The organism is Spongorhabdus nitratireducens (assembly GCA_947387575.1).
Taxonomy (GTDB): Bacteria; Pseudomonadota; Gammaproteobacteria; order Pseudomonadales; family Endozoicomonadaceae; genus CANDOC01.
The window spans coordinates 101,310-121,166 of the sequence record CANDOC010000005.1; the positions used below are offsets into that span (position 1 = coordinate 101,310).

At 51.6% G+C, this 19,857-nt stretch carries 15 protein-coding genes; 10 read left to right on the forward strand and 5 right to left on the reverse strand.

The features are described from left to right. Positions 1–6: 6 nt before the first annotated feature. The 3 genes from ACYZZ0_RS10715 to ACYZZ0_RS10725 are packed head-to-tail and all read right to left on the reverse strand — an operon-like array spanning position 7 to position 5,124. Complete coding sequence (locus ACYZZ0_RS10715) at positions 7–3,114, reverse strand: efflux RND transporter permease subunit (RefSeq protein ID WP_461536617.1); 3,108 nt, start codon at positions 3,112–3,114, stop codon at positions 7–9. Beyond that, positions 3,111–4,487, reverse strand: a complete 1,377-nt coding sequence (locus tag ACYZZ0_RS10720) for an efflux RND transporter periplasmic adaptor subunit (RefSeq protein WP_461536618.1) — start codon at positions 4,485–4,487, stop codon at positions 3,111–3,113. Before ACYZZ0_RS10720 ends, ACYZZ0_RS10715 begins: the two co-directional genes overlap by 4 nt. Then, a complete protein-coding gene (locus ACYZZ0_RS10725) occupies positions 4,480–5,124 on the reverse strand; it encodes a TetR/AcrR family transcriptional regulator (RefSeq protein WP_461536619.1) in 645 nt (214 codons plus the stop codon). The genes ACYZZ0_RS10720 and ACYZZ0_RS10725 overlap by 8 nt, the downstream gene beginning before the upstream one ends. 206 nt (positions 5,125–5,330) lie before the next feature. Here ACYZZ0_RS10725 and ACYZZ0_RS10730 point away from each other — a divergent pair, with 206 nt between their 5' ends. Further along, positions 5,331–6,557, forward strand: a complete 1,227-nt coding sequence (locus tag ACYZZ0_RS10730; RefSeq protein ID WP_461536620.1) for an MFS transporter — start codon at positions 5,331–5,333, stop codon at positions 6,555–6,557. Between the two features lies 1 nt (position 6,558). Here the strand turns inward: ACYZZ0_RS10730 and ACYZZ0_RS10735 are convergent, their stop codons facing one another. Further along, positions 6,559–7,434, reverse strand: coding sequence for a proline iminopeptidase-family hydrolase (locus ACYZZ0_RS10735; RefSeq protein WP_461536621.1), 876 nt, complete (start codon positions 7,432–7,434; stop codon positions 6,559–6,561). A gap of 176 nt (positions 7,435–7,610) precedes the next feature. Here ACYZZ0_RS10735 and ACYZZ0_RS10740 point away from each other — a divergent pair, with 176 nt between their 5' ends. The 6 genes from ACYZZ0_RS10740 (at position 7,611) to ppc (ending at position 16,446) form a co-directional block, all read left to right on the forward strand. Beyond that, on the forward strand, positions 7,611–8,825 hold the full coding sequence (locus ACYZZ0_RS10740) for a tryptophan--tRNA ligase (RefSeq protein ID WP_461536622.1): 1,215 nt from the start codon (positions 7,611–7,613) through the stop codon (positions 8,823–8,825). Between the two features lie 8 nt (positions 8,826–8,833). Beyond that, a complete protein-coding gene (locus tag ACYZZ0_RS10745) occupies positions 8,834–9,757 on the forward strand; it encodes a segregation and condensation protein A (RefSeq protein ID WP_461536623.1) in 924 nt (307 codons plus the stop codon). Then, positions 9,754–11,223: an SMC-Scp complex subunit ScpB gene (gene scpB, locus ACYZZ0_RS10750; protein ID WP_461536624.1), complete on the forward strand. Its 1,470-nt coding sequence runs from the start codon at positions 9,754–9,756 to the stop codon at positions 11,221–11,223. Before ACYZZ0_RS10745 ends, scpB begins: the two co-directional genes overlap by 4 nt. A gap of 76 nt (positions 11,224–11,299) precedes the next feature. After that, the gene (gene rluB / locus ACYZZ0_RS10755; protein WP_461536845.1) at positions 11,300–12,220 is read left to right on the forward strand and encodes a 23S rRNA pseudouridine(2605) synthase RluB; all 921 of its coding nucleotides are present in this window, start codon (positions 11,300–11,302) and stop codon (positions 12,218–12,220) included. Between the two features lie 440 nt (positions 12,221–12,660). Beyond that, on the forward strand, positions 12,661–13,503 hold the full coding sequence (locus ACYZZ0_RS10760) for a hypothetical protein (RefSeq protein WP_461536625.1): 843 nt from the start codon (positions 12,661–12,663) through the stop codon (positions 13,501–13,503). 312 nt (positions 13,504–13,815) lie between these two features. Next, entirely contained in the window at positions 13,816–16,446 is a 2,631-nt protein-coding gene (ppc, locus tag ACYZZ0_RS10765) for a phosphoenolpyruvate carboxylase (protein WP_461536626.1), read from the forward strand. A 62-nt stretch (positions 16,447–16,508) separates the two neighbouring features. On the opposite strand, the gene ACYZZ0_RS10770 is transcribed toward ppc, so the two are convergent. After that, positions 16,509–17,270: a hypothetical protein gene (locus ACYZZ0_RS10770; protein ID WP_461536627.1), complete on the reverse strand. Its 762-nt coding sequence runs from the start codon at positions 17,268–17,270 to the stop codon at positions 16,509–16,511. Between the two features lie 170 nt (positions 17,271–17,440). Here ACYZZ0_RS10770 and adk point away from each other — a divergent pair, with 170 nt between their 5' ends. The 3 genes from adk to ACYZZ0_RS10785 all read left to right on the forward strand — a co-directional run bounded on the left by adk (position 17,441) and on the right by ACYZZ0_RS10785 (position 19,844). Next, entirely contained in the window at positions 17,441–18,091 is a 651-nt protein-coding gene (gene adk / locus ACYZZ0_RS10775; RefSeq protein ID WP_461536628.1) for an adenylate kinase, read from the forward strand. 134 nt (positions 18,092–18,225) lie between these two features. Then, positions 18,226–18,930 (forward strand): tRNA (adenosine(37)-N6)-threonylcarbamoyltransferase complex dimerization subunit type 1 TsaB, encoded by a 705-nt coding sequence (tsaB, locus tag ACYZZ0_RS10780; protein ID WP_461536629.1) that lies wholly within the window; start codon positions 18,226–18,228, stop codon positions 18,928–18,930. A gap of 107 nt (positions 18,931–19,037) precedes the next feature. Next, positions 19,038–19,844, forward strand: a complete 807-nt coding sequence (locus ACYZZ0_RS10785) for an undecaprenyl-diphosphate phosphatase (RefSeq protein WP_461536630.1) — start codon at positions 19,038–19,040, stop codon at positions 19,842–19,844. Positions 19,845–19,857 lie beyond the last annotated feature (13 nt).

Here is a 19,857-nt window from a genome sequence, read left to right on the forward strand (position 1 = left end):
GTTAGATCAGGCAACAGGCTCTGTTGACGGCGTGCTGTATCGGGCAAACCCGAAATCTTCCAGAATGCTGTACAGGCAGGGAATCACAAAAATAACCAACAGGGTCGAGGTGGCAATACCAAACACAATACTGGTTGCCAGCGGAATTAGCACCTGAGCCTGAAGGCTGGATTCAAACAACAGTGGAGTCATACCGGCAATGGTGGTAACAGAGGTCAGAAAAACGGCTCTGAAACGGTCATAGCTGGCTTTGATTGCGGCATCATGTACAGACAGGCCTTCACCAATCCGGCGTTTGATAAATTCAACCAGCAGTATCGAGTCGTTCACCACAATACCTGCCAGTGATACAAATCCAAGCATGGATGGCATGGTAAAACTCAGCCCCATAATCACATGTCCCCAGATTACCCCGATCAGTGCCAGCGGGATGGCAGCCATCACGATAACCGGTTCGATATAGCTTTTGAACTGAAATGAAAGCAGCAGGAAAACACCAACCAGTCCGAGCACGAAGGCTTTTAACATGGACTTCTGGGTTGTACCTGCATTTTTGATTTCGCCTTCAAAGCTGACAGTAATATCCGGGTGTTTCTCGGTGAATGACTGCAACCAGCGTTGCTGTACATCCTTTATCACTGCAGCAGTGTTGTTGACCCGGGTATCAATATCACCATAAACCGTGACCGTTCGTAGATTATTAACCCGGTTAATACTGGAATAGCCGCGGGTCTGATCAATTGATGCCACAGTAGAGAGTGGAATCTGTGCGCCTGTCCCGGGGTGAATAATCGGAAAGGTATCAAAGTCACTGAAACCATCGCGAGACTCAGGTGCCAGCTTTACAGTGATCTCATAAGTTTCCTGATCAATATAGGTTTCCAGTACTTTTGTTCCCTGAAAAGCGGCACGGGTCTGATTGGCGATGGTTTCGGCATCAATACCCAGATTCAGAGCGCCGGGTTTCAATTGTAATGAAAACTCCGGGCGACCCGGGCGTAAGTCGTTGACCAGGTTACTGACTCCCGGGTAACCACTGAGCCAGTGCTGTAGTTCAAAAGCGGCTGCAGACAGCTGCTCAAAATCATTACCGGAAAGCCGGATCTGAATCGGCCGGCCGCTGGGGCCAATAACCGGCTCCTTGAAAGAAATTGCCTGTGCCTGTGGAATTGTACCGGAGTTTTCCCGCCACAGGTTGATCAGATCCTGCAGTCGTGTATTTCGGGATTCTGCAGTTAGCAGATCAACGGCGATTGTCGCAAGATGAGGCCCGGCTTCAGTAACATCAGCGTTCTGGTTATAACTTACGGTAATGGCCTTGACCAGAGGCTTGCTCTCACTTTGAGCCAGCTCCTGCTCGGACTGTTTCAGCGCAACTAACAGCTGGTTAACAACGGTTTCTGTTTGATTCAGCGGGGTGCCACTAGGCATCAGAATGCGCGCTTCAACCTGGTCTCCTTCAATAGTGGGAAAAGCCGAGAATTTGAGAAAGCCGGAAGCAAGCAGACTGACAGAGAGAAAGAACAGGGCAAATACACCACCAATAAAAGCGTATCGATACTGCACCAGCACTTCAACGTAAGAAGAAACGTGCTGCCGAAGCAATTCAAACCGGTGTTCAAATTTGCGCCGGAACGGTTTCATCTCCTTTTCATGAGCATGGCTGAGCGAGTGGTACAGGTGGCTGGGAAGAATAAGAAAGGCTTCTACAAGCGACACTGTAATAACAGCAATCAGTACGATAGGAATAACTTTTAATATCTGGCCGAGGTTGCCTTCGAGAAAGATCAGTCCGACAAAGATACACAGCGTGGTGGCAAACGAAGATATAATGCCCCGTGCTACGGTCTGAGTGCCTTCAATAGCTGCCTGAAGGGGTGAACGTCCGCGCCGGATCTGACTGGCAATGGATTCGGCAATCACAATCGCATCATCCATCAAAATGCCCAGTGCCAGCAGCAGTGCCACCAGTGAAAGCATATTGATTGTGATACCGAGATATCCGAGAACAAAGGCTCCGGCCAGAAAGGCAACCGGTAAGCCCATGACGACCCAGAACGCATAGCGGATAGTAAAGAACAGCCACATTACAGCAAATACCAGCAACAGGCCCTGCCAGGCATTGGTTACCAGCATGCCGATACGATCCCGGACAATGCTGGTTGCATCCTGAGTGAGCTCCAGAGTGATACCTTGTGGTAATTCTGTTTGAAGTTTGGCAACAGCTGACTCAACCGCTGTCAGTACATCAAGACTGTCGTCAATGGTGTTTTTCTTTATCTTCAGTAACGCTGTCGGTTTACCATTAAAATCAATCCGGTCCTCGGCCAGCTCGAATGTATCACGGATGATGGCAATGTCACCCAGCCGGACATCATTGCCCTGTTCGCCGGTGAGAATCACCAGTTCAGCCAGTTCGGCTGGACTGCGTCGTTCATCCTTGAAGCGAAGCTGGATTTCCCGGTCAGTGGTTTCAATGGTGCCAAGAGGCAGGTCCAGATCCTGCTTTTTTATCAGGCTGGCCAGTGACTGCAGGCTGAGACCGTAACGGCGCAAACTGTAGTCTGGAACCTCAATCAATAATTGATGATCCGAAAAGCCTTGAACTTCTACCAATGGAATCATCGGATGCAGTAACAGTTTCTGTTTCAGCTGTTCGGCAAGTTGCTTGAGTTCCGGTTTGGGAATGTCGGCTGCCAACGCAATAGAGATCACGTCCTGGGTGCGATCGGTTTCGGTCACCGTCGCCAATTCGGCCTGATCAGGAAAATCGCTGATTCCGTCCACGGCGGTTTTGACATCGGTCATAAATTTGCTGAAGTCTCCGTGCTCCAGCATTTTTACTTTCATCAGACCGAGGTTCTGACGGGCAGTACAGGTTTTTTCTTCAATAAAACTGATCCCGTCCAGTGCATCTTCAAGCGGCAGACAGATACTCTGCTCTACATCCAGCGGTGCAGCACCGGGGTAGGGAACCTTGATTTCCACGGTATAATTTTTGATATCGGGAAAAGTCTCTCGCTTGATATCAGGCAGGCTGATAATACCCAACACCAGAAACAGGATCATGACCAGATTGGCCGCTGTCGGGTGGGCAGCAAAAAAACGGATCATTGCGCCGCCTCCACCCACTGCTGTAGCTGACTGGATACAGCGTTATCAGATCGCGGACTGGTTTTCATACCGTTAATGGCAGGGAAAACATCAGATACAATAACGCTGTCGTCTTCTACCAGTCCGCTTGTTGCGGGCTGCTTCAGTAGTGCCAGCTCACCCTGAAGCTGCAGGTCATCAAGTGCTATCCGTTGCAAGGTATTGTTTTCAGCCAGTCTGAATACTTCCTCGCCATGCAGTGCAAACCGGGGCAATGCCAGATACTCCTGGGCTTTACCCTGCAGGGTAACCTGCATGTACATACCTTCGAGCAAGGGTGGCCGAATACCCGGTTCGGCTTGCTGATAACTGCCTGTTACCGATACGATCACACCCACGGTTCTGCTTTGCAGATCAAGACTATCGCTAAAACGCTCGACTTTGGCCTGCCAGGGCTTGAATGAGCTGCCGGCCAGTTCAACTTTTGCGGTAAGGCCCAGGTCTGTCAGTAAACGGCTCATGCCGGGAAAACCGGCCCAGTCCTGCGTGTTTATTTTGCTGCGATCGATACCCGAGCTGAAATAGCGAAACTGGTCAATGGGAAACTGCGCGTTGATTGTGACTTTGGTGATCCCGACCGCATCAAATACCGGATTACCCTTGGCAACATACTGTTCTTTTTCAACACTGACGGTGGCGATGCGGGCATCGAAAGGTAGTTTGATGAGGGTTCGGTCCAGGTCTCGCTGACTTTGCTCAACCCGGGATCTGGCAATATCAATTTTGGTTTTCTGGACTGCAATATCCGAGGGCAGGGTGGATCGCTGGTTTTCCAGTTGCTGTACTTCCTGACGTTGTTGTAACAGTGTCTGTTTTTCCTGATCCAGCCTGGACTGGGATACCGAGCCACTGTTTTTCAGTTTCTGAAACCGCTTCAGTTCATCTTCCCGCACTTTCAGTTTTTCGTTGGCCAGTTTGAGTTCGAGCTTGTTGTTTTCAACATTGAGCTCCAGCTCTTTTAGTGCAGCCTGTGCTGCCAGCAGGTCTGAACGGGACTGTTCCAGTGCCAGCCGGTAATCCTGGTCATCAATGGTCAGGACCAGCGTGCCCTGCGGAATAATCTCCCCTTTCTTCAGGCCGGGGTGTATATAGGTAATACGGCCGCTGACTTCGGCCTTGGCCTGTAGTTTCAGGTCGGGTGCAACGACCCCGAAACCGGTAATGGCAGGCCTGATCATATGACTGGTAACCTTGATGGTACTGACGGGGACTGCAGGTTGTTGCTGTGCCGTATGCACCATCGAGGGTTGCAGTTTAACGAACAGAATGGCGATTAATAATCCGGCCGCAGCAATACCCGGCAGCAGCCATTTTTTAGACAGATATTCAGACATCGACCGGCTTTCCTGTCAGGCCATACATAAACTGGTGATAGATGTGTTCTGCCCATTCCGGGCTGGCAATTTCTGCATCTGTAATGCCCCAGGCCTGTCGTCTGACCGGGGCGCCGACAATGGGCATCACAATCATGCTGATCAGGTTGAACGCAGAATATTTGGCGTTGATGCGGGCTTCCGGGTTGATTCTTTTGGCTTCTGCCGCAATCAGTTCCGGCAGTGCTGTAGCCATTCGCTTGGGAAAACCGTCAATAATCGCTTCACTGAGGCTGGATTCCCGGTTCAGCATCTCATCATGGAGAATACGTGCCAGTCCCGCGTGCCGGGTCAGTAGCTGCAGCATGAAATGAATCAGTGACTTGACCGGGTTATCACCTGCAAAAATATCTTGTACATCTTCAAAACACTGTGAGGACAGAGTCTTGAAGCTTTCCAGCACCAGCGCTTCCTTGTTGCCAAAGTAGTAGCGAACCATTGCCGGATTAATTCCGGCAGCTGCTGCCAGCTCCCTGATCGTAATATCCCGGTAGCTCTTTTCATTCATCAGGGTCAGTGTCACCTGAATCAGCTTCTGCTTTTGCTCTTTCTGCTTTGCGGGGTCGACAGGACGGCCCCGGCTGGCAACGGGTGTCATTTTCAGGTACTCACATTTATTTATACGGTTGTGTAATTAAATACCGTAAACAGAGATATGGCAACCAAAAAGCAATGTTGGCCCGTCAGCCAAAAGAATGAACAGGTGTATCGAAAAAACTGATTGGTACTAACAAAACTGCCAATTTAATTGATGATGTGGCGAGCCGTAGAATAACTCTGATATTCATCGGGTTCGGGGCTTGTATGCGCTCATCGTTATCCTCTCTGCTTCACAACAGAAACTATTACTGCTTTTTTCTGGCCCAGGTCGTTTCGCTGGCGGGAACCGGTCTCAGTACAGTGGCTTTGTCGCTGTTGGCGTGGGAACTGGCCGGAGATAATGCCGGTTCGGTACTGGGTGTGGCGCTGGCACTGAAGATGGTGGCCTATGTTGTACTGGCTCCGGTGTTTGGTGCCTTCGCTCACAAGTTACCGCGAAAGCAATGGCTGATTGCGCTGGATGTTATTCGCCTCGGGCTCGTGTTGTGCCTGCCATTTGTTACGGCTATCTGGCAGGTTTATCTTCTGATCTTTGTCATTAATGCCTGCTCTGCCGGATTTACGCCGGTTTATCAGTCAGTCCTGCCGCAGATTCTGCCGGATCAGCCGCAATATATTCGGGCATTGTCTTTCAGTCGGCTGGCTTATGATCTGGAGCAGCTGATCAGTCCGGTACTGGCAGCAGCTCTGCTGTCAGTGATGTCATTCCAGCAATTATTTATAGCTGATGCGCTGACCTTTCTTGTTTCTGCAGCCCTGTTATTTGCTGTCGTTATTCCTGCGGCAGCTGCACCGGAACGACGTCGTGGTATATGGACGAATCTCGGTTTCGGTATTACCGGTTATCTGCGAACACCGACATTAAGGGCACTGCTGGCGACGTACATTGCTGTTGCCAGCGGTAGTGCCATGATTATTGTTAATACCGTGGTCTATGTCCGAAATATTCTTGATGGTGGTGAGGTACAGGCTGCATTGGGACTTTCGGCAGCAGGTTTCGGTTCTATGCTGGTGGCGTTGTTGATGCCATCCTGGATGAAACGGTTCTCGCCTCGAACCCTGTTGCTACAGGGTAGCTTCCTGATTGCTGTTTGCCTTTTGGCTGGCAGCCTGTTGCCGGGCTGGAATGGATTTATCTTATTGTGGGCATTGCTGGGAATGGGGTTGTCGATGGTACAGACACCGGCTGCGGCTCTGGTGAAAAATGCATGTTCAGAAAGTGATGCCCCGGCTTTCTTTGCGGCTAATTTTTCCCTGTCCCACTTCTGCTGGTTCTTTACGTATCTGCTAACAGGCTGGAGCAGCAGCCTGTTAGGATTACAAACAACATTCTTCATTATGGCTGCTCTCAGTGCCCTGGGTTTTGTTCTGGCGCTGAAGCTGTATCCCCGGAGAGAAGGTGTCGTGGAGGTGGCCAGCCCCCAGGCCTGATTTATATCTGCTGTTTAAGAAAATTACCCACAGTCTCAAGATAGGCTTGAGGGGCTTCAAGGAAAGGTGAGTGAGAGCAGCCTCGGAAGGCTTTTACGGTAGCACTGGGCATTTGCTCGGCAGCCAGGTCAGCCCAGTCGGCTTCAAGGAAATCATATTCACCGGCAATCAACAGTACCGGTATTCTGATCCGGTCCAGTTTGTCCATTCGGTTGTAATGCCGGAGCCAGCCGGATGGGCGGTAGTTGCGGGAGCCAAATACTGAAGCCTTGATATTTTGATTGTATTTGTTGAGACAGTGTCGAAACTCTTCCGGCCACTCATCCAGTCGTAGGCTGTGGCGATATTGCAGCAGTGTCAGGGCTGCCTGATATTCCGGATGATCCGTGCTGTTTTCTGCTTCCCGCAACGCCATCATTCGACAGGTTTCTCGCCCCAGTGCTGCCCGGCAGCGTTCAAAGCTCTGACAGGAGCGAGTCATGTCAAAGCTGGTGTTAGCGGCGATAAATGACCGGGCAATATTGGGGTAGGTCAGAATGTATTCCAACCCGAGGATACCACCCCAGGAGTGTCCCAGTATCTGGAAGTCTTCCAGTTCCAGAGCGAGGCGGATGGATTCCACTTCAGAGACAAACCGCTCCATTCGCCATGGATAGGGATCGACAGGTGATTCGGAATTACCTCCTCCCATCTGGTCCCAGGTTATCAGCCGGAATCCCTGTTCAGTCAGCCGGTAATGTCCCCTGTGCAGATAGTGGCTTGAACAGCCCGGCCCGCCATGAATCATCAATAAAACATTATCACCCGAGCCGGCATGATAGGTAGCGACCCGGCGGCCGCTAATGCGAATATCCTGCCGGCGCATAAACTTCTGCATTGAATGCTAATCCGCTTAAAGTGAAAAGTTATTTATTAATAGCAGACCGGAACGGTTTCTCCGGCTTTTCTTGTCGCACCAACTGTCGTACTCTGGAAGCCTTAACGTAATATACCACCGGTGCAGCTGTTCAACTTTGAATTTCAGTTGGCGCCGGGTTGTAGCAGGAGAACAAATTGGGCGCTGTTGAACCCGAATCGAGGGTATTGTCCGGTATGCGACCAACCGGACGTCTGCACCTTGGCCATTATCACGGAGTACTGAAAAACTGGATTCAGCTCCAGCATGAGTATGAATGTTTTTTCTTCGTAGCAGACTGGCATGCGCTCACCACACATTATGATGATCCGGTGGTGATTGAAGACAGTGTCTGGGACATGGTGATTGACTGGCTGGCGGCTGGTGTTAACCCGGGCGCGTCCACCCTGTTTCTGCAGTCACGGGTACCGGAGCATGCAGAGTTGCATCTGCTGCTGTCGATGATGACACCGTTATCCTGGCTGGAACGGGTTCCGACCTATAAGGATCAACAGGAAAAGTTGAAAGAGAAAGATCTTTCAACTTATGGCTTTCTGGGTTATCCGCTGCTGCAAAGTGCGGACATTCTAGCCTACCGTGCCGGACGGGTACCGGTCGGAGCCGATCAGGAAGCCCATATTGAAATTACCCGGGAAATTGCCCGCCGGTTTAATCACCTCTATGGTCGTGAACCTGGCTTTGAAATGAATGCCGAAACCGCCATTGACAAGATGGGCAAAAAAACCGCGAAGCTTTATCGCCAGTTTCGTCGTGCCTATGTTGAGCAGGGTGATGATGAAGCGCTGGAACGGGCTCAGGCTCTGTTGAAAGCACAGCAGAATATTACTCTGGGTGATCAGGAGCGACTGTTAGGTTATCTTGAAGGTACCGGCAAGGTTATCCTGACAGAACCGCAGGCACTGCTGACAACTGAATCAAAAATGCCGGGTCTGGATGGACAGAAGATGTCCAAGTCCTATGCTAATACAATAGAGCTGCGTGATGAGCCGGATACCATCGCCACAAAAATACGACGGATGCCAACCGATCCGGCGCGTATTCGGCGAAACGATCCCGGCAACCCGGACAACTGTCCGGTGTGGCAGCTGCATCAGGTGTACTCCGATGATGCCCGTTGTGCATGGGTAAAGGATGGTTGCAAGAGCGCAGGGATTGGTTGCATCGATTGCAAACAACCGGTCATTGAAGCCGTGGTGGAAGAACTGACTCCGCTGCGGATCAAGGCCCGGGAGCTGGAAGATACACCCGATGTTGTGCGCAACATTATGACCGAAGGCACTGAAAAAGCCCGGGATGAAGCCCGCGACACGCTCAGGGATGTGCGCGAGGCCATGGGTCTGGACTACCGCTGAGGACTGGCATGGACGCTGAGACCGCTGAAGTGGAAGAGAAGACAGACATGGAAGGTCATCCGCAAACCGGAGACGAGTTGCCGGCTGGCGATGAGCAGGCTGTCGATGAACAGTCTGGTGATCACCCGCATCGCCTGCAGCAAATGCGTGACCAGGGCGAGCTTGCACTGGCACTGGTGCGTGGTGAAACCGTCAGTGAGCTGCCGCAGGATCTTTATATTCCCCCCGATGCGCTGGAAATATTTCTGGATGCCTTTGAAGGGCCGCTGGACCTGCTGCTGTATCTGATCAAGCGCAACAACATGGATATTCTGGATATCCATGTGGCAGAGATCACCCGGCAGTATATGGGCTATATCGAACTGATGAAGTCCAACCAGTTCGAGCTGGCAGCAGAATACCTGTTGATGGCTGCAACCCTGGCTGAAATCAAGTCACGAATGCTGTTGCCACGACCGGAAAGTGTCGAAGAGGAAGAGGAAGATCCACGCGCCGAACTGATCCGGCGACTGCAGGAATACGAACAGTTCAAACAGGCGGCCGAAGACCTGGACAGCCTGCCGCGAATGGGACGGGAAATTCATCAGGCGGATGTACATCCGCCGGAGATCGAAGCCCGAACCGTCTATCCGGATGTCGACCTGAAAGAAATGCTGCATGCATTGTCCGAGGTATTGCGTCGGGCTGATATGTTCGAGCATCACCAGGTCGAGCAGGAAGCTCTGTCCACCCGGGAGCGGATGGCAGAGGTGCTGAGTCAGTTGACCACTGAGCGCTTTACCCCGTTTGTAACCCTGTTTCGAGTTGAAGAAGGCCGGCTAGGCGTTGTCGTAACCTTTCTGGCCATTATGGAATTGATCAAGGAATCTCTGGTTGAGCTGGTACAGAGCGAGGCTTATGGCCCCATTCATGTGAAGGCACGCGGAGAATGACGACAGAAACGGATTTTGATCAGGATGCCCTGCCGGAAAGCAGTGAACTGCCGGAACATAATCATGTAGAAGATGATTATGTAGACGATGATCAGGCACAAAGTGAGCTGTTGGAAAGCGAATCATCCGAGAGCAGCGACTTGTCAGAAACTAATGACCTGTTTGCTGATGATGTGCTGGTGGAGGATGATCCTGAACACAGGGACAGTGAGTATGGTATAGACAGTGAACACGCTGATGATGTCGATGTCACAGCTGATTTTGATGATGTAACCGAGCTGGAGTGTGAACAACTGAGTAGCGTGGAATCAAGCCGGAACGCTTCAGATTTGAAAGAGCGGCTGCGCCCCAACGGTGAACGGCCGCCACTGAAACAGATTATTGAAGCCATTCTGCTGGCAGCGTCCAAACCGATGACACTGGAACAGCTCCTGGCGATGTTTGATGAACATGAACAGCCAGATGCTTCAGAGTTGCAGGACGCCCTGATTGAACTGTCACATGATTGTGAAGGACGGGGCTTTGAACTGAAACGGGTGGCCAGTGGTTACCGATTTCAGGTACGCCAGAATCTGGCGCCCTGGGTCAGCCGGCTGTGGGATGAAAAACCGCCCCGTTATACCCGGGCCTTGCTGGAAACGCTGGCACTGGTGGCTTATCGTCAGCCCATTACCCGGGGTGAAATTGAAGATATTCGGGGTGTCAGTGTCAGCTCCAATATTATTCGGACACTGTTGGAGCGGGAATGGATTCGGGTTGTCGGGCACCGTGAAGCACCGGGCCGGCCCGCCATGTTTGCGACCACCCGTCAGTTCCTGGATTACTTCAATCTGGGCAATCTGGATGAGCTGCCAACACTGTCCGAAATTCGTGATCTGGAGCAACAGGAAGAACGGCTGAAAGAACAGCAGGCTGCTGAAGCAGCACTGCAGGCCAGCATTCCACTGGATGTTCCTGACGGTGAAGAAGGTCAGGTGGCTGCAACCGGCGAAGGTGCAGAAGAGGGTGATGAGCTGTCTTCAGATGAAGACAGTGCGGCACAACTTTTTGCCGAACTGGATGAACTGGAAGCTTCCCTGCCGGATAACTTCGATGACCTGATCAAACGGGCCGCTGAAGAAACAGCCAGGCAGAAGGCAGAAGGCGAAGCAGAGGAAGCAACCTCTGAAACCTCTACCGAGCCGCTGGATGAGGATATCTCTCCGGAAGAAGTGGCCGAGCTGCTGGCTGTTGATGAAGCTGACACTGACGCAGATGACACACATGTCGTTGCAGCTGAGGCTGAAGGTCTGGATGAGGATGAGCTGTCAGCAGAGCATCTCGAAGTAGAAAGCCTGGAGCCGGAAAGTGATCAGCAGGATGCAGAAATACTGTCAGAAAATGCTGATCTGACGGATAATGAGCAACAGCCTGTGCCGGATGCCGAGGCATCAACCGCTGCAGATGTCGAAAGCGACGATATCTGATTCTTGTTTTTAATTTGATGTTGCCCTGGATTTACATACGAAGGTAAATCCAGGGCGTGAGATGTATAAGCAGTATATGACCGATATAAACTCCCCCCTTGATGCCGAACTGCCACTGGGTGAAGAACTCGCACCGGAAGGTGAGAAACTGCAGAAGGTACTGGCCCGTGCAGGCCTGGGCTCCCGTCGTGAGCTGGAACGCTGGATTGCTGATGGCCGGGTGATGGTTAATGACCGTACCGCCACATTGGGTGATCGTGTGGTTGATACCGACGTGGTGCGGGTCGATGGCCGTCCGGTGAAATTCCAGGCTGAAGAACATCCGCGCCGGGTACTGGCTTTTAACAAGCCTGAAGGTCTGGTGTGCTCACGTCGTGATCCGGAAGGGCGTGCAACCGTATTTGATCAGTTGCCGAACCCGGGCACTGGCCGCTGGATCAGTATTGGCCGTCTTGATATCAACACCTCTGGCCTGCTGTTGTTCACCAATGACGGTGAACTGGCCAACCGTCTGATGCACCCGTCCTACACCGTTGAGCGTGAATATGCCGTGCGGGTTATGGGTAATGTCACCGAAGAGCACCTGCACAACATGTTTACCGGTGTTGAACTGGAAGATGGCAAGGCTCGTTTTACCGATATCGTTGAGTCCGGTGGTGAGGGTATTAACCGCTGGTTCCACGTTGTCATCATGGAAGGCCGTAACCGTGAAGTGCGTCGACTGTGGGAATCCCAGGGACTGCAGGTCAGCCGTCTGAAGCGGGTACGCTACGGCTCACTGATTATTCCGGATCACCTGCGTGTAGGTCGCTGGACCGAGCTGGAAGACAAGGATATCAATGCTTTGGCCGAGCTGGTTGGACTGCCGGCACAGCGTCGTGCGACCAAGCGTGCCGAGCGCCCAGGTAAGAAGCCGCAGCGTTATGGTGAGAAGACTCGTTCCAAGCATGGTAGCAAGGCGTCTGCTGCCAGTCAGCGTCGTGGTCGACAGCGCTAATATCGCTATTGTTTGAGATTAAAGTTGCCTGCCGGTCTGTTTTTTGATCAGGTGGCAGGCAGCTAGAAGCCCTAATTCTCTGCAATCTCAAAAACTTGTTGATCTCAATCAGTTTGGCATTCAAGTTTCTTCAATTGCTTTTCTACTTCTAAATAAAATCGAATAATTTTGACTGACTTTCTGCTAATGGATTGAGTGGAAAACGGTGGCAGTGATAACAACAAGTTCTCCTGCCTGTTATACATTTTATGTTCTAAATTCTGCAAATTGCAGAATTGCCAAGTAGCTTTGACGTGAGTGGATTACAGGACTCTGTCGCAAACTATGTGTATGAAAGCAAAAAATAAAACTTAATGTGTCGTTGGCAATATCAGCTAAGCTGGTTTTTCAATATTGGCCGTTATTTGTTACTGACCTTGGTGAGAGTAAAGCTGCTTGTTATGTGTACAGCAGGAACAACGCTTTCATCCCCAGTCGCTGCGGCTGATCTCATACCCGGTGATATTCTTGTTTATGAAAATATCAGAGCCACTGATATTGATGGTGATGTTGTTCATCACCAGAGAGTAAGAAAGCTGTCGTGGTTAACTTTTCATGGCGCAGCCATTCGTAAAGGTTCTGTTAGAAGCATCCACACCGCGATTGTGGTCGAAGTAACGGATACCAGCATGCTGGTGGCTCACGCCCTTAATTGTGGCATTGCCCTGGTTAGAAAAAATCTGTCTGAAAGATACGAGTCCGGGGAAAAAAGGCATGTTTTTCGTTGTGAAGGGTATCAGGCATATGCGGTATCTGCGGCTCATATTGCTCGAAGCTGGGTGCAGAACCATCAGGGTGTGGTTTCAAAGAAATCGGCTCTGGTTATGCGGGAAGAGCAGGAGTGTGATGAACATGGATTCTGTTATGTTGAATGGCAACAACAGGCTTATTCGGGCAGCATGGAGCTGTATGTTCCCAATACTTATGGTGTTCCACACTACCTTCATAACAGCGGTTATGGTTCTGGAGCAAGAGCGTTTGTAACCCGTCTGGCGACCTTTGCTTCAGATGTTCCGGCTGAATTGCAGTATCATCCCGGAACGCTGGCTGCGACCGGGATGGCCTGCACCACATTGGTGATAGCTGCCTGGCAGGCCGCACTGGGGCCGGATGACGCAAGTTGGCTAATGGCGCTGGATGCCCGTTATACCAGCCCACCGGCATTGCAGGGTTATTTGCTGGATAGTCATCACTGGCGTTATCTGGGTAGTTATGGAATCTCCGCTTCTGCAGCTATCGAATAACACTCTCAGTCCAGAGGTACTTTGCAACAAGTAATAAGTGCTATCGTTCAGTTTTCTTATGCTATGATTCTGCCTCAGATGCCGTCTGAAAAGCCTGCTCGCAGCAAAAGCTGCCGGCAGCCGGGGATATAAAGCCCTCGCTTTATCCTTCTCGTGAACTGTTAACGGGTTCTAATCACCGAGTCAGCACAACACGGGAAAGGTTGTTATGCACCAGCATGACTTTTCAGAAGGCTTCTTGGCTAACATGCTGATCTTCAGACAGTTATTACGAATCAATCCCCGCCCCCCGGGGGAAGCAGAGAGAATCGCATGCAGGAAACTCATCCCCAGTTACGTCGTCATGTTCACCTTCTGGGTCAACTACTGGGTGACACCATCCGCGATGATCGCGGCGAAGCGTTTCTGGACAAGATTGAAACCATTCGGCAGCTATCCAAGGCTGCCAGAGCCGGGCAGTCTATAGAACGTGACGAGCTGCTGAAAGTATTACAAGGGCTGAATGACGGCGAACTGCTGCCAGTTGCCCGGGCTTTCAGCCAGTTTCTGAACCTGGTTAATATTGTTGAACAACACCATGGTGTCTCCAAGGCCTGTGCTGATGGCCAGTGTCAGCCCGACCCCTTTGACAGCCTGTTTGCTCGTCTGACCAAAGAACATTCACCGGAAGAAGTGGTATCCCAGCTGGAACAGCTGGAAATTGAACTGGTACTGACCGCTCATCCTACCGAAGCGACTCGTCGTACTCTGATTCAGAAATATGAAAGCATCTATCACAGCCTTCAGGGGATGGAGATGCTCGAGGAAGGCTCAAGAGAGTATCAGGCTGAGGTTCACCGTCTGCGTCAGCTGATCAGCCAGGCCTGGCATACGCACGAAATTCGTTCCCAGCGTCCGAGCCCGATTGATGAAGCCCGCTGGGGTTTTGCTACGGTTGAACACTCGCTATGGGATGCAGTTCCGGCACTGATGCGCAAGCTGGACGAACGGGTGCAAAAGCTGGCCGGCCGGCCATTGTCCCTCAGCAGCTGCCCGGTCAGGTTTGCTTCCTGGATGGGTGGTGACCGCGATGGCAATCCGAATGTAACCGCAGCGGTAACTCGCAGAGTGTTGCTGGCTGCGCGCTGGACTGCTGCAGACCTTTATCTGCGGGATATGGACAAACTGATTGGTGAGCTTTCCATGAGCCGCTGCAGTGACTACATGAAGCGCTGTGTCGGTGATGTCAAGGAACCCTATCGTATTGTTCTGAAGCAGCTGCGCAAAAGACTCGAACTAACCCGTGAGTGGTGTGCTGCCAGCCTGAAAACAGAAACAGTCATGCCTAAAGGCGTGCTGACTTCTACTGATGACCTGATCGAACCTCTGACGCTCTGTTATGAATCTCTGGTTGACTGCGGGCTGGAAGTTGTTGCCCAAGGACCATTGCTGGATATGCTGCGCCGTGCCCGTTGCTTTGGTATCTATCTGGCGCGCCTGGATATTCGCCAGGAAGCCGGGCGTCATACTCAGGTGCTGACCGAGCTGTGTGAACATCTGGAGCTGGGTGAGTACGACAAATGGAGTGAAGTGCAGCGTCAAACCTTCCTGTTGCGTGAATTGAACAGCCGTCGTCCATTGTTGCCACCTGACTGGAAACCCAGTCAGGAATCTCAGGAGGTTATTGATACCTGTCGTGTGATAGCGCAGCAATCTGAAGAAGCGCTGGGTGCCTATGTTATCTCCATGGCCTATGAGCCTTCCGATATTCTGGCTGTTGCCTTGCTGCTGCGTGAAGCCGGAGTCAAACAGCATATGCCGATTGCACCGTTGTTTGAAACGTTGGATGCGCTGAACGGTGCCAATGACTGTATGGAAAGGTTGTTTGGTTTCCCCTGGTACCGTGAATATTGTGATCAGCGCCAGATGGTGATGATTGGTTACTCTGACTCTTCCAAGGATGCCGGTCAGATGGCGGCCGCCTGGGCGCAATACCGGGCAATGGAATCTCTGACAACGCTGTGCCAGCAGGAAGATATCAAGCTGACTCTGTTCCACGGTCGTGGTGGTACGATTGGTCGTGGCGGCGGCCCGGCTCATGCGGCGATCCTGTCCCAGCCTCCCGGTTCTGTAAACGGCAGCTTGCGTGTAACTGAGCAGGGCGAAATGATTCGCTTCAAACTCGGCTTTACCGATGTGGCGGTAAACAGTCTCGAGCTGTATACCAGTGCTACCCTGGAGGCGACACTGCTGCCACCACCGGCACCGGAGCAAGCCTGGCGGGATATGATGGACCGGCTGTCAGCCCGCTCGGTAGAAGTCTATCGCGGTATGGTTCAGGGTGAACCTGACTTTGTACCTTATTTCCGTAGTGCAACACCTGAACAGGAGCTTGGTAAACTGCCACTGGGCAGTCGTCCGGCCAAGCGTCGTCCTGAGGGCGGGGTTGAAAGCTTGCGTGCGATCCCATGGATTTTTGCCTGGACTCAGATTCGCCTGATGCTGCCAGCCTGGCTTGGTGCCGGAACCGCAATCGGTGAAGCACTGGATGCCGGTGAACGCAAAACCCTGATGAGCATGATGCACGGCTGGCCATTCTTCCGGGCAAGGCTGGAAATGCTTGAAATGGTCTATCTCAAGACCGATCCCAAGCTGGCCAAGTTCTATGATGAGCGCCTTGTGCCGGAATCCCTGCGTCCGCTTGGCAAACAGTTACGCAATATGCTGCGTAACTCCATTGAGGTGCTGCAGGAAATGAAGGGTGGTGAGGCGTTTATGGAAGGCCTGCCGGAGATTCGTCAGGGTATCAATCTGCGCAACCCCTATACCGATCCATTGAATATTCTGCAGGTGGAATTGCTGGATCGGGCTCGTCAGCATCCGGAAGGGCTGGAAGATAGCCTTGAGCAAGCGTTGATGACTACCATTACCGGTATTGCTGCAGGTATGCGTAATACGGGCTAATGCTGCCTCTGATTAAAAGACAGATATCAGTAAAATGATTATCTGGTTGGCCGTGACACCGTTCAGGTGTTGCGGCCGGCAATAATATCCCCGAAATTCCATACTCGTGGTGTGATGGATCGAGTCAGGCTATAGGCTTCAGTAGCATGCACAATACTCCAGTTCATCAGCGTATCTTCAAGGCTGCTCCATTGCTGAAACCTGAATGACCGCACTATCACTTCCAGTGGCCAGCGGTAAGTAAAACTGCTGGACATCAGGTCATCTTGCTCTTCTTCGCCTTTATCTCTGAAGAACTCAATTGAAATACCACAGATCAGGCGTTTGCTGCAGTCTTCGGTATCGGTGGTATCAAAAACATCTTTCAAATACGGGTCGCAAATAATGGTCTGATAGGGCGTCAGTGTCTGGGCTATTTCAGCTATCTGTTTTGGCATCATGGGATAAATAGCACCAATTGTTGTGGGTGATTCGCACAAATCAAACCCTTCATCTTCAGCAAGGTGTGGTGTGCTGAGCAAAACAAAATAGTGATTTCTGATGCCATAGACTCCGAAGTCCAGCGTGCGCTGATATTCATGAAAATAAAGATAATGATATGCCGCCAGTGCCAGATAGAGGCTTGAGGTCGGATTAGCGATAATTGTTTTGCCCTGCAGAAAGGAAGGTGAGGCATTATTCTGTTGTTGATTAAAGTCATCCAGAATGCTCTGATCACTGCCTCTGGCCCCTTCCGGTGGGTGATTGTCGACGGAGTCAGGTTGAGTACGAAGAACGTAAGCCATGGCTTTTATGGCTATTGCCCTGTTCAGTTCCAGGCTCATAACGGCCATTTCCTGAAGTCCCGTGTGTTTCCAGTATAGAGTGATTGGTTTGTGACGATTGCTCCAAAGCCCCATTCCATGTATCTTTTGCAGCCGTATTTGTCTGGTAATTGTGATATTTGCGTATTGTGGTTACCCGGAATTCAAAGTAATGCAGGAGCTACCAAGCCATGCGAGTGATTCTGTTGGGTGCACCTGGTGCCGGTAAAGGTACTCAGGCCCGTTTCATTACCGAACAGTTCGGCATTCCCCAGATTTCTACCGGCGACATGCTACGCGCCGCGGTGAAAGCTGAGAGCCCGCTGGGTCTGAAAGTCAAGGAAGTCATGGAAACCGGTGGCCTGGTATCTGACGATATCATTATTGCCCTGGTTAAAGAGCGTATTCAGCAGGACGACTGTGCCAATGGTTTCCTGTTTGACGGTTTCCCGCGCACCATTCCTCAGGCTGAAGCCATGCTGGAAGCCGGCGTAGAAATCGATCACGTCGTTGAAATTGCGGTTCCGGATGAAGATATCGTTCAGCGTATGAGCGGCCGTCGCCAGCATCCAGCCAGTGGCCGTGTTTACCACGTTGTCTACAATCCGCCGAAAGAAGAAGGCAAGGATGACATCACTGGTGAAGCACTGATCCAGCGTGATGACGACCAGGAAGAAACTGTTCGCAAGCGTCTGTCTGTTTATCACGAGCAAACTGCTCCGCTGGTAGGCTTCTACCAGAACATCGCTGAGCAGGGCGCTGCTACCCGTTACACCCGTATTGAAGGTGTTGGCAAGGTAGAAGATATCCGCACCAAGACTCTGGCTGCTCTGGGCGCCTGATCCTCTCCGGATTTGACTGCCTGAAAGAAATAGGGTTTTCACCGTTATAACAATGCGCTGAAAACTCTGTTTCTTCGCTCCCGGCGGTTTGCTATATTCCCCCTCCTTTATTCGTTCTCAATCCGTTTCCTTCTATGCCTGACATTCTTGCGCTTGATACTGCGACAGAAGCCTGTTCTGTGGCTCTTTATCTGAAAGGTGAACTGCACGAGCAGTTTGAACTGGCCCCTCGTCGGCATAACCAGCGTATTTTGCCCATGGTGGAGTCGATTCTGGCTGAAGCAGGTGTTTCCCTGAATCAACTGGACGGTATTGCCTTTGGCCGAGGCCCCGGTGCTTTTACCGGTGTACGGATTGCCACCGGTATTGCTCAAGGGCTGGCTTTTGCTTCAGAACTGCCGGTGATTCCGGTTTCCAATCTGGCAGCACTGGCACTACAGGCCCGACGAGAGCAGGGTGTTGAACAGATTATGACTGCAGTCGATGCCCGCAAGGACGAAGTGTACTGGTGCTGTTACGGTTTTGAAGACGGCAAGCTGCAGGAACTGTTACCGGAACGGGTTTGTGCGCCGGAAGATGTCACCCTGCCTGAAGGTTTTGATGCTTCTGCTGCCACCGGTATCGGTACCGGTTGGATTTTTGCTGACAGGTTGCCCTGCAAGCCACAGCAGATTATTGAAAATGTACTGCCCCGTGCTGGTGATATGGCCATGCTGGCAGTAGATGCTTGGAATAACGGCGTGCGGCTGGCGCCAGAGAACGCTTTACCGGTTTATCTGCGGGATAATGTCGCCGATACGATTGCCGAACGGGAAAAAGCAAAACTGGCTAAAGGCTGAATCGACCGGTCTTTGTTCTGATGCCGGTAGCGATGTCAGTAGCGTAAATCTGCGACATCGGACATATTATCATTTGGGACCAACCAACTTTACAGACGGGGCAGATCATGGATGAAATTCAGATTATTGTACTGGCACTGATTCAGGGGATTACCGAATTTCTGCCGGTATCCAGTTCGGGGCACCTGATTCTGCCGTCCGAAGTGCTGGGCTGGCCTGATCAGGGACTGGCCTTTGATGTCGCCGTTCATATCGGTACTCTGGCTGCGGTGCTGATCTATTTTCGCAAGGATGTTTTCGGTCTGGCCGGTGGCTGGCTGAATCACTGCTTCCGGGGCAAGGTGACACCGGAAAGTCGGATGGCCTGGTTTATTATTCTGGCTACAATTCCGGCGGTAATGCTGGGTGGTTTGATGTCGGCCACCGGTGTCGATGAAATGATTCGCTCAGTGCTGGTGATTATTGCCACTACGCTGGTGTTTGGCGTATTGCTGGGTGTGGCTGACCGTATGGGCTCCCGTGCACAGGATATGGAAAGCATGAGCTGGAAGCAGGCACTGGGTATTGGCCTGGCTCAGGCGCTGGCATTGATTCCAGGCACCTCTCGCTCCGGTGTCACCATGACTGCAGCACTGCTGATGGGTTTTACTCGAGAAGCTGCGGCCCGTTTCTCTTTCCTGCTGTCTATTCCGGTTATTGTTGGTGCTGGTTTGTTGCTGACCCTTAAGCTGATTGAGGCGGGTGTTGACAGTAGTCAGTGGAAAGAGCTGGCTATGGGGGCTGTTGTTTCGGGCATCAGTGCCTTTATCTGTATTCACTGGTTTATGGGCTTTATCCAGCGTATTGGTCTGATGCCATTTGTGGTTTACCGGATTCTGCTGGGCTTTGTTCTGCTTGGTGTCTGGTTTTACTGAGTAGCCTGAAAAA

What these genes read in the sequence shown, in the direction of transcription:
- ACYZZ0_RS10715 (WP_461536617.1), bottom strand. Translation starts at nt 3,114, where the DNA reads ATGATCCGTTTTTTTGCTGCCCACCCGACAGCGGCCAATCTGGTCATG.
- ACYZZ0_RS10720 (WP_461536618.1), bottom strand. Translation starts at nt 4,487, where the DNA reads ATGTCTGAATATCTGTCTAAAAAATGGCTGCTGCCGGGTATTGCTGCG.
- ACYZZ0_RS10725 (WP_461536619.1), bottom strand. Translation starts at nt 5,124, where the DNA reads ATGACACCCGTTGCCAGCCGGGGCCGTCCTGTCGACCCCGCAAAGCAG.
- ACYZZ0_RS10730 (WP_461536620.1), top strand. Translation starts at nt 5,331, where the DNA reads ATGCGCTCATCGTTATCCTCTCTGCTTCACAACAGAAACTATTACTGC.
- ACYZZ0_RS10735 (WP_461536621.1), bottom strand. Translation starts at nt 7,434, where the DNA reads ATGCAGAAGTTTATGCGCCGGCAGGATATTCGCATTAGCGGCCGCCGG.
- ACYZZ0_RS10745 (WP_461536623.1), top strand. Translation starts at nt 8,834, where the DNA reads ATGGACGCTGAGACCGCTGAAGTGGAAGAGAAGACAGACATGGAAGGT.
- scpB (WP_461536624.1), top strand. Translation starts at nt 9,754, where the DNA reads ATGACGACAGAAACGGATTTTGATCAGGATGCCCTGCCGGAAAGCAGT.
- rluB (WP_461536845.1), top strand. Translation starts at nt 11,300, where the DNA reads ATGACCGATATAAACTCCCCCCTTGATGCCGAACTGCCACTGGGTGAA.
- ACYZZ0_RS10760 (WP_461536625.1), top strand. Translation starts at nt 12,661, where the DNA reads ATGTGTACAGCAGGAACAACGCTTTCATCCCCAGTCGCTGCGGCTGAT.
- ppc (WP_461536626.1), top strand. Translation starts at nt 13,816, where the DNA reads ATGCAGGAAACTCATCCCCAGTTACGTCGTCATGTTCACCTTCTGGGT.
- ACYZZ0_RS10770 (WP_461536627.1), bottom strand. Translation starts at nt 17,270, where the DNA reads ATGAGCCTGGAACTGAACAGGGCAATAGCCATAAAAGCCATGGCTTAC.
- adk (WP_461536628.1), top strand. Translation starts at nt 17,441, where the DNA reads ATGCGAGTGATTCTGTTGGGTGCACCTGGTGCCGGTAAAGGTACTCAG.
- tsaB (WP_461536629.1), top strand. Translation starts at nt 18,226, where the DNA reads ATGCCTGACATTCTTGCGCTTGATACTGCGACAGAAGCCTGTTCTGTG.
- ACYZZ0_RS10785 (WP_461536630.1), top strand. Translation starts at nt 19,038, where the DNA reads ATGGATGAAATTCAGATTATTGTACTGGCACTGATTCAGGGGATTACC.